Source organism: Streptomyces vulcanius (genome assembly GCF_042653945.1).
GTDB classification, from domain to species: domain Bacteria; phylum Actinomycetota; class Actinomycetes; order Streptomycetales; family Streptomycetaceae; genus Streptomyces; species Streptomyces mangrovi.
In genome coordinates, this window is record NZ_JBHSFK010000027.1 from 1 (window position 1) to 12610 (window position 12610).

Here is a 12610-nt window from a genome sequence, read left to right on the forward strand (position 1 = left end):
ACCAGCCCCTTCACCCCCCAAACCACGCCCCCACGACGCCCCCAACCCGCCCCACCGCCCCAACCCGCCTCCCACGCCCCGCAGTTGCCTCACAAGAAAATCCTGTCCGAATCATTGACGCTCCCCCGGCCCCCTCGTACCTTGTGCCAGCAAGCGCTTTCTTGAAACGATTCATGCAGTAGTGACGATGTTGCGGGGAGGGCCCGTCCATGGGGACCAGCAGGAATGTTGAGAGGCGAACGATCCTGAAGGCGGCCGGGGCGACCGCCGCCACGCTCGGCCTGGCGGCCACCACCGGGTGTGGTGGCAACAGCGGCTCCGGGAACGGGACGGTGACGATCCGTTACGCGTGGTGGGGTGCCGAGGAGCGTGCGAAGAAGATCAACCAGAGCATCGCGCTCTTCGAGAAGAAGTACCCGAAGATCAAGGTGAAGACGGACTTCCAGGACTACGTCGCATTCTGGGAGAAGTTCCAGACGCAGGCGGCCGGCGGAAATCCCCCGGACGTTTTCCAGAACGCCGTCGGATTTCTTCGGAAGTACGACAAGAGAGGCATCCTGCTCGACCTCAAGTCCCAGGTCGACGCGGGCAATCTGAGCCTCGACAACTTCCGCGAGGGCGTCACCAAGGTCGGCGAGGTCGACGGCAAGCAGCTCGGCATCCCGGTCGGCTCCAACACCATGGCGCTGGTCATCGACAAGAAGGCGTTCCGGAAGGCGGGCGTCGAGGCCGCTCCGGGGTGGACGTGGGATGACTACTTCAAGGCGCTCAAGACCATCTACGACAAGACGAAGGTGCCCGGCGACACAGGCTACTTCGGCATCATGTACCTGTACGACGTATACCTACGCCAGAACGGCAAGGCGTTCTTCACGGACGACGGACTCGGTTTCGAGCAGGCCGATCTGACGGAGTGGTGGACGGACGCCTACAACCGCGTCAAGGCCGGCATCATCACCTCCCCGAAGATCGTGGAGCAGGACAAGCCCCAGTCCTCGCTCTCGGCCGGGCACGCCGCCTCGGAATTCACCTGGGACAACTTCGCCGTCCGGTACACGGCCGAGGGCGACAGCGACTACGGCCTCGCCCCGATCCCCACCACGGACGGCAAGGACACCGGCCAGTACCTCGCCTCGCTGATGCTCAGCGGCTCCGCGCGCACCTCGCACCCCAAGGAGGTCGCGCAGTTCATCGACTTCATGGTCCATGACGCCGAGGTCGGCAAGATCATGGGCTACGACCGCGGCATCCTCGCCAGCACCGAGCAGTACGACGCGTTCAAGCCGACCGACACGGTCGCCAAGGAGATCGCCCAGTACGAGGAGGACACCGCCAAGGCGGGCGTCCTCGGCACGATCACCCCGCACCCCTCCGGCGCCGACACGGTCGAGGCGGCCTTCCTGCGTATCAGCGGCGACATGGCCCAGGGCAAGAGCAAGGTCTCCGACGCGGTGAAGCAGTTCTTCGACGAGTCCGAGGCCGCTTTCCAAGCCTGACGCCTGATGGGGAACCAACTGTGACGCTCGTCAAGGAATCTCCGCCCGCCACCCGAAAGGCCCGCTCCACCGCCCCCGCCGCAGGGAAGCGGCGGGGCCGCCGGGAGAACCTGGCCGGCTATCTCTTCATGTCCCCGTGGATCGCGGGCTTCCTCCTGCTGACCGCGGGCCCCATGGCCGCCTCGCTCTACTTCGCCTTCACGGACTACAACCTCTTCACCAGCCCCAAGTGGATCGGCTTCGACAACTTCACCCGGATGTTCGACGATCCGCGTTGGCAGAAGTCGGTCGAGGTGACGGCGAAGTACGTGGTCATCGGCACCCCGCTGAAGCTGCTCCTCGCGCTCGGCGTCGCCCTGCTGCTCGCCCAGAGCCGCCGCGGCCAGGCCTTCTACCGGGCCGCCTTCTACGCCCCCTCGCTGATCGGCGCGAGCGTCTCGGTCGCCTTCGTCTGGCGGTCCATGTTCTCCGACGACGCCGTCGTCGACCGTACGATGTCGGTCTTCGGCGTCCACGCCGGCGGCTGGGTCGGCAACCCGGACTGGATTCTCTACTGTCTGGTCGCGCTCACCGTCTGGCAGTTCGGCGCGCCCATGGTCATCTTCCTGGCCGGCCTCAAGCAGGTGCCCCGGGAGCTGTACGAGGCGGCCGAGATGGACGGCGCCGGACCCTTCCGGCGGTTCTGGAACATCACGCTCCCGATGATCTCCCCGGTGCTCTTCTTCAACGTGCTCCTGGAGACCATCCACTCCTTCCAGATCTTCGGCTCCGCCTACGTCGTCTCGAACACCTCCTGCGGACCGGCCGACGCCACGCTCGTCTACACCTGCTACCTCTACCAGCAGGGCTTCAAGAACGCGCAGATGGGCTTCGCCTCCGCGATGGCCTGGATGCTGCTGCTCGGGGTGGCCCTGGTGACGGCCGTCCTCTTCTGGTCGCAGAAGAAGTGGGTGCACTACGACAACGACGCAGAGGACACCCGATGAGCGCCGCCACCAGCCCGACCGCCACCCGCAAGCCGTCCGCCGGCCTCGGCCGCAAGCGCGCCGGCTCCCTCGGCTGGCACGTCGGTGCCCTGCTGATCCTGGCCTTCATCCTCTACCCCGTCCTGTGGGTCATCGGGGCGTCCTTCAAGCCGAGCAAGAACATCATCAACAGCCTCGACCTGTTCCCCACCAGCCCCATCCTCGACAACTTCAGGGGCCTCGCCGACGGCATAGCGGACATCAGCATCTGGACGTTCTTCCAGAACTCCCTCTTCTACGCCCTCGGCTCGGTCGTCGGCATCCTGATCTCCTGCTCGCTGACCGCGTACGCCTTCGCCAGGATCAGGTTCGCCGGCCGGAACCTCCTGTTCTCCCTGATGATCGGCACTCTGCTGCTGCCCTACCACGTGCTGCTCATCCCGCAGTACGTGATGTTCCAGAAGCTGGAGCTGATCAACACCTACGTTCCGCTGCTCATCGGCAAGTACCTCGCCACCGAGGCCTTCTTCGTCTTCCTCATGGTGCAGTTCATGCGCAATCTGCCCCGCGAACTGGACGAGGCCGCCCGCATCGACGGCTGCGGTCACCTGCGGATCTACTGGTCGATCGTGCTGCCGCTGTGCCGTCCGGCCCTCATCACCAGCGCCATCTTCACCTTCATCAACGCCTGGAACGACTTCATGGGCCCGTTGATCTACCTCAACGAGCCCGGTAAGTACACCGTCTCCCTCGGCCTGACGATGTTCCGTGACTCCGACGGCGTCGCCGCCAACTACGGCGGACTGATCGCCATGTCGCTGGTGGCGCTGCTGCCGGTGCTGCTGTTCTTCCTCGCCTTCCAGCGGTACCTCATCGACGGTATGGCGACCTCCGGACTGAAGGGCTGAGGCGGGTTCCTCCATGGCCTACGCGCGCGCAAAAGCCCGTACCCGCAATACGGTTCGCAAGGAGTCCGTCCTCGCCGAACGCTTCGGGGTGTTCGCCGAGTGTCTGCTCACCGGGGTGTGGATCGCGGTGGCCTCGCTCGGCGTGGTCACCTATCCGGCCGCCTTCGCCGCCGGAGCCCGGCACCTCCGCCGCCGTACCGCCCATGAGAGCGGCGGCTGGCGGGAGTTCGTCGCCGACTTCCGGTCCGCCGTGCGCGGCGGCTGGCTCGCCGGGCTCGCCGGGTGGGCGGCGGTGGCCGCGGTCTGGGTGGACGTCCAGGCCGCGCGCGCCGGGATTCCCGGCGGGCCGCTCGTCGGGGCCGTGGGACTGTTCGCGCTGATCGGTCTCGCCGTCGCCGGGCTGCGCGCGGCGGCCGTCTGGGCGCCGGGCGACTCCTGGCGCGGGCTGCTCGCCCGGGCCGGGCGCCGTACGGTGCTCGACCCCGCCGGATCGTTCCTGCTCACCGCCGGGCTGGCCGTCGTGGTCCTGTCCGGCTGGGTGATCGCTCCGCTGGCGGTCCCGGTCCTCGGTGCCGTCGCGGCGGCGGCCGTCGCCGTGGAGGAGCGCTACCGCAACCACTGAGCCCCCACGGGTCGGCGCCCTCGGCGCCGCACCTACCTCTGTCATGCCCCTGATCAGCCAGGCAGGAAAGGAAAGGCCATGTCTCCCATCCCCCGCAGGTCCCTCCTCAAGGCCGCGGCCGTCGCCGGCGCCGCCGCCCAGTTCAGCTGGGCGCTGGGGGCGAAGGACGCGGAGGCCGCGCCCGGAGCCCGGACGGCGGACGCGGAACCGGTGACCCTGGACTGGCTGGAGGACGGCGGCCTCGGCGCCGCCCCCGGCTCCACGCTCGGCGTGCCCTGGCCCATGGGCGCCTACCAGGAGGACCAGACCTTCGCGCTGACGGACGCCGACGGCAAGGCCGTCCCCGTCCAGTCCTGGCCGATCGCCTACTGGCCGGACGGATCGCTCAAGTGGACCGCCCACGCGGTCGGCGAAGGATCCGGGAAGCTCACCCTCGCCGCCGGCGCACCCGCCGCCCCGGCCAGGAAGGTCACGGTCGACAAGAGAGGCGGCACGGTCGACGTCTCCACCGGTGTGATCACGGTGAAGATCGGCAAGGACGGCGCCTCCCTCATCAAGTCGGTCAGACGCGGCTCCACCGAGATCGCCAAGAACGGCCGGCTCGTCCTGATCCGCCAGCCCGAGATCGAGGACGAGGACCAGGGCACGGTCAGGACCGAGCGCTTCGAGGGCGCCATCGGGGACGTCACCGTCGAGCAGGAGGGCCCGGTCCGCGCGGTCGTCCGTATCGACGGCAAGCACCGCAAGGGCAGCCGCAGCTGGCTCCCCTTCTCCATCCGCCTCTACTTCTACGCGGGCGCCGACTCCTTCCGCATGGTCCACACGATCACCTACGACGGGAAACAGGAGCCGGGCAAGGCGAGCGGCGACTTCGTCCGGGGGCTCGGCGTCCGCTTCACCGTCCCGATGCGCGACGAGTCGTACGACCGCCACATCCGTATCGGCGGCGAGGGCACCGGCCTGCTGAGGGAAGCGGTCAAGGGCATCACCGGACTGCGCCGCGACCCGGGCGCCGCCGTCCAGGCCGCCCAGTACGCGGGCCAGAAGCTCCCCGACCCGGCCACCTGGGACCAGCGGGTCACCACCCGCCTCCAGTACATCCCCGAGTGGGGCGACTACACCCTCGCCCAGCTCTCCGCCGACGGCTTCACCCTCCGCAAGCGCACCAAGAAGGGCTACGGCTGGGTCGGCGCCGGCGGCGGCAAGCGGGCCTCCGGCTTCGGGTACGTCGGCGGCGCGAGCGGCGGGTTCTCGTTCGGCCTCAGGGACTTCTGGGAGAAGCACCCGAGCCAGCTCGACATCCGCGACGCCCACACCGACGCCGCCGAGGTCACCCTCTGGCTCTGGTCGCCCGAGGCCCAGCCCATGGACCTGCGCTTCTACCACGACGGCATGGGCCAGGACACCTTCCCCGAGCAGATCGAGGGCCTCAACATCACCTACGAGGACTACGAGCCCGGCTTCGGCACCCCCTACGGGATCGCCCGGACCTCCGAACTCCTCTTCTGGGCCAACGAGTCGACGCCCTCGGCAGAGGCTCTGGCCCGACAGGTCGAGGCCGTCCGCGTGCTGCCGCAGCTCGCCGCCCCGCCCGAGCAGCTCATCAAGGCGAAGGTCTTCGGCCCCGGCCTGTACTCCGAGCCGGACCGCTCCACCCCCGCCAAGGCGAAGATCGAGGACCACCTCGACTTCCTCTTCACCTACTACAAGGACCAGGTGGAGCAGCGCCGCTGGTACGGCTTCTGGGACTACGGCGACATCATGCACACCTACGACACCGTCCGGCACCAGTGGCGGTACGACATCGGCGGCTACGCCTGGGACAACTCCGAACTCTCCCCGGACCTCTGGCTCTGGTTCGCCTATCTGCGCTCCGGCCGCTCGGACATCTTCCGCTTCGCGGAGGCGATGACCCGGCACACCGGCGAGGTCGACGTCTACCACCTCGGCCAGTGGGCGGGCCTGGGCACCCGGCACGGCGTCCAGCACTACGCCGACAGCGCCAAGCAGCAGCGCATCGCCAACACCACCTACCGCCGCTACTACTACTTCCTCACCGCCGACGAACGCGTCGGCGACCTCATGCACGCCAACGTCGACTCCGACGAGACGTTCCTCGCCCTGGACCCGCTGCGCAAGATCCGCACCGAGCCGTACACCCCCGACCGGCACGCCCTGTCGATCGGCTTCGGCACCGACTGGAGCGGCCTGGTCTCGGCCTGGCTCACGGAGTGGGAGCGCAAGGGCCCCAAGTGGGAGAAGGCCAAGGCGCGCGTCCTGTCGACGATGGAGACCATCGCCGCCCAGCCCAACGGCTTCGTGCAGGGCAGCGGCCTGTACGACCTCGACACCGGCAGGTTCGCCGTCGCCGCCGCACCCGTCGTCAGCGTCTCGCACCTCTCCGCCGTCTTCGGCCTCAACGAACTGTGCGCCGAACTCATCCACCTCGTCGACATACCGGCCTTCAACGAGGCGTACTACGACTACTGCCGCTACTTCAACGCCACCAGGGCCGAACAGGCCGCACGCTACGGCTCCCACTTCGGTTCCCTGCTGCTCTTCCAGGGCCACTCGCGCCTCGACGCCTACGCCGCCGTACAGACCGGCGACGAGGCGCTCGCCAAGCGGGCGTGGACGAAGTTCTACAGCTCCGACGGCTACATGGAGTCCTCGCCGTGGAGGACGGAGCCGCTGAGCGGCCCCGCCACCCTGGTCGCGGGCAGCGAGGCCGCCTGGGTGTCCACCAACGACACCGCCCTCTACGGCCTCGCCGCGATCGAGAACCTGGCGCTGCTGGGCGACAGGATGCCCTCCTGAAAAGGGGCGGGATCAGTCCATCCTCCCCAGGACCTCCCGCACCTTCCGGACATCCCGCAGCCGCTGCTCGTACGTCGCCCCGAGTGCGAGCAGCAGCAGTCCGGCGAGGGCGGGCGGCACCCAGCGGGGGAGCAGGTCGGCCACCTGGACGAGATACGGGGCGAGTTCGTGCAGCGCGTCCAGGACCAGCACCGAACCGCCCAGCACCAGCGGTGCCCGGAGCCGGTGCCGGGCGCCCAGCAGGGTGAGCGCCAGCGCCACCGCGCCCAGCAGCAGGGGGCGGGGGAACTCGGCGTCGGCCCAGGCCGCGGCCAGGCTCGGCAGGAGCGTGGCGGTGAGCCCGGGGCCGTACGCGGTCCAGGACGACGCCCGCGGGTCGCGGTGCCGGCGCAGGGCTCCCACGAGCAGCGCCGGGACCGTGACCGGCAGGGTGTACGCCTCCGGGACACCGACCTGCCAGGACGCCAGCCGCACCCACGCCGCCAGCACGAAGAGGACGACGGCCGCGTAGCCCACACCGCGCCGGTCCTGCCGTACGGCCGTGCCCGCGGCGATCACCGCGCACAGCGACAGCACCAGGGCCAGCAGGGGCAGATCCAGGACGGCGAGTCCGATGGCGACGAGGCCCGCGACGGCACCCGTCGACTCCACCGCGAGCGTGGTGGCGGAGTCGGCGATCCGCGGCGCGAGCAGGGCCGCCGCCACCGGGACCAGCAGCACCAGCAGCGCGGTGTGCTCCGGCCGCCACCCGGCCGAGGCACCCATCGCGCACGCCAGCGCCGTCGCGTATCCGAGCGAGGCGGCGGCGGACACCGGCGCGAGCCGCCCGCGCCGGGCGGCCACCGCGAACCCGGCGGTCAGCGACGCGAGTACGGCGAGGGTCGCGGTCTCGGCGGCCAGGGAGAGCAGAGCGAGACTGAGGGAGGTCGCCAGAGCGAGCCCGACCGCCGGCCGAGTACCGAGCCCGAGGAGCGCCGCCACGCTCACCCCGAGCAGCAACAGACCGAAGCCGTACGGCAGTTCGAGCGCGGTCGGGAACACGATCACGGCCGCCCACGCCAGGGCGAGCGCGTGCGGGCGCCACTGCGTGCCGCGAAGCGCGAGGAGCACGGCGACCGCGGCGAGGACCAGCGGAGCGGTGGCCGAGTGCGGCGGCCAGAGCGCGTCGCCGACCGCCGCCGTACGAGCGTCCCCGGGCGCTCCCGCCCACACCCGGCCCAGCCAGGCCGTCGGCCCCAGCAGCGTGACGCCCACGGCCGGCACCGTCCACAGCACCGCGCCCGCCTGTACGACGTCGGAGGCCAGGGCGAGACCCCGGCGCACCGGCTCGATGCCCCGCGCGGCGGGCAGCAGAGCGATTCCGCAGGCCAGACACGCGGGTACGACCCACTCACCGGGTACCGACACACGCAGGACACCGCCGACACCGGCGATCGCGCACAGGGCGCCCGCGAGCGCCGTACCCGTCGCGAACCCGGGCTGGGGGGTGAACCTCGCGGCGGCCAGCGCCATGGCCGCCGCGAGGAACAGGAGCGCCGCCGCACGGGCGGCGGCGCCCGGACCGGAGGCGTCCAGGGAGAGCAGACCGGCCGCCAGCACGCCGTAGCCGCCCGCCCCGAACGCGCACACCACGGCGACAGGCCGCAGGGACACCGCCCGCAGCGCGGTCGTCGCGTCGAACGCCGCCGTCAGCAGCACCCCGGCCGTGACCGCGTACGGGCCGCCACCGGCCGCCACCACCCAGAGCGGCAGGGGCAGTTGGGCGACCAGCAGGGCGGCCGGGCGGGGCAGTCCCAACGCGTCGAGGGCCGTGCCGTACGCCGTCCAGAGCGCGGCCAGGACCGTCGCGCAGGCCGCCAGATAGGTCGTACCGTCCGCCGTCCGGAACGCGGCCTCGTGCAGGGCGTACGCGTCCAGCACGGTGAGCGCGAGCCCGAGGCCCGCGACCGACTCGGCGGTCGAGCGCAGCCCCCGCCGCAGCAGGGCCACGGGAGCGCCGAGCACCGCCAGCGTGACCGCGCCCAGCACCAGGGACCGTCCCGCGATGCCCAGATGGCCCCAGCTGACCAGCGTGAACACCATCGCCGCGATGGTGAGCAGGATCCCGCCGAGCAGCAGCAGGACGTTCTGCACGCCGGGTGCGGACGTCTCCCGCCGGGGCGGCGCGGGCGGGAGTGCGGGCAGGGGCCGTACCGGCTGGAGAGCGGTGACCAGCCAGGCGCGGCGGGCCAGCAACTGGGAGCGGCGGGTGTCCAGTCGGTACAGCTCGGCGTCGAGGAGCCGCAGTTCCTCGGCCGGGGGAGGAGGGGACGTCATGCCTGGAGTGTGGTCCGCGTCACGTCGCAGGGCATGGGTACCGGTACTCAGTACGTACTCAAATGCCGTCCGGTGGGCCCTCGTAGCGGCACACTCTGCCCATGGACTGGACCCGTTACCGCTTCCTCAGCCAGTGGGCCCTGCCCGCGCCGACCGCGGCCGTGTACGACGCGCTGGAGCGCGTCGAGGACTACCCGCGCTGGTGGCGGCAGGTCCGCGAGGTGAACCGCGTCGACGACACCACCGGAGTGATCCGTGTCCGCTCGCTGCTGCCGTACGACCTGACGTTCACCGTGCACGCCGTGCGGCGCGATCCGGTGGACGGGGTGCTGGAGATCCGGATGTCGGGCGACATCGAGGGCTGGGCGCGCTGGACGGTCACCGCCGGCGGCACCGGCACCCTCGCCCGCTACGAACAGGTGGTGGACGTGCGCAAGCCGCTGCTCAGGCGGTTCGCCGTACCGGGATGCCCGCTGTTCCGCGCCAACCACCGGCTGATGATGCGCGCCGGACGGCGCGGCCTGGCCGCACTCCTGCAAGCGGTTTGAAGGAAGCGCGCGGGGACCTGTATTGTTCAGTCCGTTCCCGGGCGATTAGCTCAGTGGAAGAGCGCTTCGTTCACACCGAAGAGGTCACTGGTTCGAACCCAGTATCGCCCACCCGGAGACAGCCGGTCCGCGTCACGCGGACCGGCTTTTTCATGTCCGTTCACTTCCTTCACGCCGCCGCCGACAGTTCCGGGCGCAGCGGCCATGACGTGTCCACCGTCTCCGGGTTGCCGCTGCGCGCGAACCACGCCTGGAGGCCGCGGGCCTGGGCCGCGTGCCACGCCGTCTGCAAGGCGTGCAGGTCGGCGGGGGACAGCCGCTCCAGGCGGGTCGCGAAGCGCCGGGCCAGTGCCCGGACGACCTCCAGTGCGGCCAGCGCGTCCGCCGCCGCGTCGTGCGCGTCGGACAGGGTCACTCCGTAGTGCGCGCACAGGTCGGTGAGCGTGCGCCGGCCCTTGCGGTAGCGGTCCAGGTGCCTGTCCAGGACCCGGGGGTCCAGCACCCGCAGCGGGGCCGGCTCCAGCCAGTGGCCCAGCGGCGAGGCGCGGTGCCGGCGCAGCTCCCGGTCGAGCAGCGTCAGGTCGAACGGCGCGTTCATCACGACCAACGGCCGTCCCGCCGCCGCCTGTTCGGCGAGCAACTCGGCTATCTCGAACATCACAGGCGACGGCCAGCGGCCGTTGCGCTGCAGATGCTCGTCGGTCAGTCCGTGCACCGCCGTCGCCTCGGCGGGCACCGGCACGCCCGGGTTCACCAGCCAGCGGTTCACCCGCGGCCGTACCCCGGGCGCGTCCTGGACGACGAGGGCGGCCGACACTATCCGGTCGGCCTCCACGTCGACGCCCGTCGTCTCCGTGTCGAAAGCGGCCAGAGGGCCCTCGTACCAGTTCGCCATACCTACACAACCCCTCGTTCACCCGCGGCAGCTGACGCACCGTCTTCTGCCCGTTTGGTGATACCCGGGCTGTTTGCGTCGTACGCCGGAAGGACACAACAGGAGTGCGGGTCTTTGCAGTTCAGCGGGCCCGTGGCGGGATTTACTCGACATCCACTCGCCCGGTTCCGGGCATCCCACTTGCTTGGAAGGCTATTGGTCATGGCGATAGCGCAGCCCGAACGGGGCGGGCTGCTGCCCGAACGAACGGGCCCCCTTCGCGGCACACTCGCCACCACCGCCTGCATGGAGACACTGCAGGTGGGCTACTTGCACGCGGTCGCGGCAGCGGCCGGATGCTCGCTGTCCCAGCCGTTCCCGGACAACGGCATCGACTGGCACGTCAGTCACGGCTCGCCCGGGCACACGGTGGACGACGAGGTCACCATCAAGGTCCAGCTCAAGGCCACGTACCAGATCGCGCCCCATCCACCGGGCCGCTCCTTCTCCTTCACGCTCGACAACGACCACCTGCGCAAGCTCGCCCGCACCCCGGTGTCGGTCCACAAGATCCTGGTCGTGATGATCGTCCCCCGCTCGCAGGAGCAGTGGCTGCGCGCCGGGCACGACCGCCTCGACCTGCGGCACTGCTGCTACTGGGTCAATCTCGCCGGCCACCCGATCACCGGGCGGCACCGGACCACCGTGCGGATCCCGACCTCACGCATCTTCGACGACCGGGCGCTGTGCGAGATCATGACGCGGGTCGGGACGGGAGGCAAACCATGACCCACCGCCCCCTCGACGAGCCCCTGCGGCCCGTACGACCGCACCCCGAGGCCCACTGGAACCGTCCGCCCGAGCCCGGCGAGGTCGACCCCGCCGTGCTCGGCGCCCTGCTGCGCCGGCACGGCTGGACCCGCCGCGGCGGCGCCGTCGGACGCTACGGCCGCTGGACCCCACCGGGGCCCGGCACCGGCACGAGCCTGCTCGTACCGGAGAGCCGGGCCTTCCCCGACAGCGACGACCTGCTCGGCGAGGCGCTCCAGGCCCTCGCCCGCAGTGCCGCACCCTCCGCGCGCGAGGTGCTGGTCGGGCTCGCCGTGCCGAGCGACGAGATCCGCTGGTGGCGCGACACCCCGGAGGGGCCCGCGGGCTCCGCGCCCTGGACGGTCGAGGAGCAGTTGCGCGGCGCCGCCCGCCAGATGCTGCTCGCCGGGGCGCTCGCCACGCGTGCGCGTGCCGGCTACTACGGCGCCCGGCACCGCCGCGCGGCCGGTGCGCTGCTCGACCACGTTCTCGTCGGCTCCGCCGCCGGCGGGCGCCGTCTCACCGCCTTCGTGCCGACCGACCCCGGCCGGCCCCTCGCCGTCCGCCTCCACCAGGCCCTCTACGCCGTCCGCGAGGCCATCGACTACCAGCGGGCCACCGGCGGCATGGACGCCTTCGACACGGCCGTGGAGGCCGGCGCCAGCCGTGAGCTCACCGACGCGCTGATCGCCCTCGTACGGGGCACCGAGGGCGCCCGGATCGCCCTCGAGTGGTCACCCGCCGCCGGGGTCCCCGAGGACTGCGCCGCCACCGCCGAGGCCGTCGAGTTCTCGCCCGGCGACCTGCCCGTGCTGCGCGAGGCCGGCGCCCGCTATCTGCGCGAGGAACCCGCCGTGTCCGTACGGGTCACCGGCGCCGTCACCCGACTGCGCAGGTCGGGGCCGCGCGGCGAGGGGAGCGTACGGCTGCGGGTGCTCGGCGGGGCCGACGTCCCGCATGTCCGGGTCGCCCTCGACGAGGAGGACTACCGCATCGCCGGACAGGCCCATCTGCTCGGGCTGCCGGTGCGGGTGCAGGGCCGGCTGGAGAGCAGGGGCGGCTTCCGCCGGCTCACCGGCGCCTTCGGGGTCGTACCCGTGCAGGTGGAGGACGAGGAGCGGGACCAGCTGATGAAGTCCCTCCAGGAGAACCTGGACTTCTTCGAGGAGGCCTGCGGAAGCGACGAAGGCGGGGACTGACTTCGCGGTCGGTGGGTGCGGGTCGGTACGATCCCCTATTGCGCGCGCTCACGGT

The 12610-nt window shown here is 71.0% G+C and carries 10 protein-coding genes and 1 tRNA gene; 9 read left to right on the forward strand and 2 right to left on the reverse strand.

The window, feature by feature from the left end; genetic code table 11:
- The first annotated feature begins 209 nt into the window (after positions 1-209).
- The 5 genes from ACFPIH_RS34235 (at position 210) to ACFPIH_RS34255 (ending at position 6808) form a co-directional block, all read left to right on the forward strand.
- The gene (locus ACFPIH_RS34235; protein ID WP_381181498.1) at positions 210-1496 is read left to right on the forward strand and encodes an ABC transporter substrate-binding protein; all 1287 of its coding nucleotides are present in this window, start codon (positions 210-212) and stop codon (positions 1494-1496) included.
- Positions 1497-1516: 20 nt separating this feature from the next.
- On the forward strand, positions 1517-2482 hold the full coding sequence (locus tag ACFPIH_RS34240) for a carbohydrate ABC transporter permease (RefSeq protein WP_381181496.1): 966 nt from the start codon (positions 1517-1519) through the stop codon (positions 2480-2482).
- On the forward strand, positions 2479-3369 hold the full coding sequence (locus ACFPIH_RS34245; protein WP_381181494.1) for a carbohydrate ABC transporter permease: 891 nt from the start codon (positions 2479-2481) through the stop codon (positions 3367-3369). Before ACFPIH_RS34240 ends, ACFPIH_RS34245 begins: the two co-directional genes overlap by 4 nt.
- A 13-nt stretch (positions 3370-3382) precedes the next feature.
- Positions 3383-3991: a hypothetical protein gene (locus tag ACFPIH_RS34250; RefSeq protein ID WP_381181492.1), complete on the forward strand. Its 609-nt coding sequence runs from the start codon at positions 3383-3385 to the stop codon at positions 3989-3991.
- 78 nt (positions 3992-4069) lie between these two features.
- Positions 4070-6808: an exo-rhamnogalacturonan lyase family protein gene (locus ACFPIH_RS34255; RefSeq protein ID WP_381181491.1), complete on the forward strand. Its 2739-nt coding sequence runs from the start codon at positions 4070-4072 to the stop codon at positions 6806-6808.
- Positions 6809-6820: 12 nt separating this feature from the next.
- Here the strand turns inward: ACFPIH_RS34255 and ACFPIH_RS34260 are convergent, their stop codons facing one another.
- Complete coding sequence (locus ACFPIH_RS34260) at positions 6821-9124, reverse strand: SCO7613 C-terminal domain-containing membrane protein (protein ID WP_381181489.1); 2304 nt, start codon at positions 9122-9124, stop codon at positions 6821-6823.
- A 101-nt stretch (positions 9125-9225) separates the two neighbouring features.
- Here ACFPIH_RS34260 and ACFPIH_RS34265 point away from each other — a divergent pair, with 101 nt between their 5' ends.
- Positions 9226-9672: an SRPBCC family protein gene (locus ACFPIH_RS34265; RefSeq protein WP_381181487.1), complete on the forward strand. Its 447-nt coding sequence runs from the start codon at positions 9226-9228 to the stop codon at positions 9670-9672.
- A 39-nt stretch (positions 9673-9711) separates the two neighbouring features.
- A tRNA-Val gene (locus ACFPIH_RS34270) sits at positions 9712-9783 on the forward strand.
- A 58-nt stretch (positions 9784-9841) separates the two neighbouring features.
- On the opposite strand, the gene ACFPIH_RS34275 is transcribed toward ACFPIH_RS34270, so the two are convergent.
- Entirely contained in the window at positions 9842-10567 is a 726-nt protein-coding gene (locus ACFPIH_RS34275; RefSeq protein ID WP_381181486.1) for a 3'-5' exonuclease, read from the reverse strand.
- 201 nt (positions 10568-10768) lie between these two features.
- On the opposite strand from ACFPIH_RS34275, the gene ACFPIH_RS34280 reads away from it, so the two are divergent.
- Positions 10769-11335, forward strand: coding sequence for a DUF4365 domain-containing protein (locus ACFPIH_RS34280; protein WP_381181484.1), 567 nt, complete (start codon positions 10769-10771; stop codon positions 11333-11335).
- Positions 11332-12555 (forward strand): hypothetical protein, encoded by a 1224-nt coding sequence (locus ACFPIH_RS34285; RefSeq protein WP_381181483.1) that lies wholly within the window; start codon positions 11332-11334, stop codon positions 12553-12555. The genes ACFPIH_RS34280 and ACFPIH_RS34285 overlap by 4 nt, the downstream gene beginning before the upstream one ends.
- Positions 12556-12610 lie beyond the last annotated feature (55 nt).

Excerpts from the sequence above, each read along its gene's own strand:
- ACFPIH_RS34235 (WP_381181498.1), top strand. The coding sequence starts at position 210 with ATGGGGACCAGCAGGAATGTTGAGAGGCGAACGATCCTGAAGGCGGCC.
- ACFPIH_RS34245 (WP_381181494.1), top strand. The coding sequence starts at position 2,479 with ATGAGCGCCGCCACCAGCCCGACCGCCACCCGCAAGCCGTCCGCCGGC.
- ACFPIH_RS34250 (WP_381181492.1), top strand. The coding sequence starts at position 3,383 with ATGGCCTACGCGCGCGCAAAAGCCCGTACCCGCAATACGGTTCGCAAG.
- ACFPIH_RS34255 (WP_381181491.1), top strand. The coding sequence starts at position 4,070 with ATGTCTCCCATCCCCCGCAGGTCCCTCCTCAAGGCCGCGGCCGTCGCC.
- ACFPIH_RS34260 (WP_381181489.1), bottom strand. The coding sequence starts at position 9,124 with ATGACGTCCCCTCCTCCCCCGGCCGAGGAACTGCGGCTCCTCGACGCC.
- ACFPIH_RS34265 (WP_381181487.1), top strand. The coding sequence starts at position 9,226 with ATGGACTGGACCCGTTACCGCTTCCTCAGCCAGTGGGCCCTGCCCGCG.
- ACFPIH_RS34275 (WP_381181486.1), bottom strand. The coding sequence starts at position 10,567 with ATGGCGAACTGGTACGAGGGCCCTCTGGCCGCTTTCGACACGGAGACG.
- ACFPIH_RS34280 (WP_381181484.1), top strand. The coding sequence starts at position 10,769 with ATGGCGATAGCGCAGCCCGAACGGGGCGGGCTGCTGCCCGAACGAACG.
- ACFPIH_RS34285 (WP_381181483.1), top strand. The coding sequence starts at position 11,332 with ATGACCCACCGCCCCCTCGACGAGCCCCTGCGGCCCGTACGACCGCAC.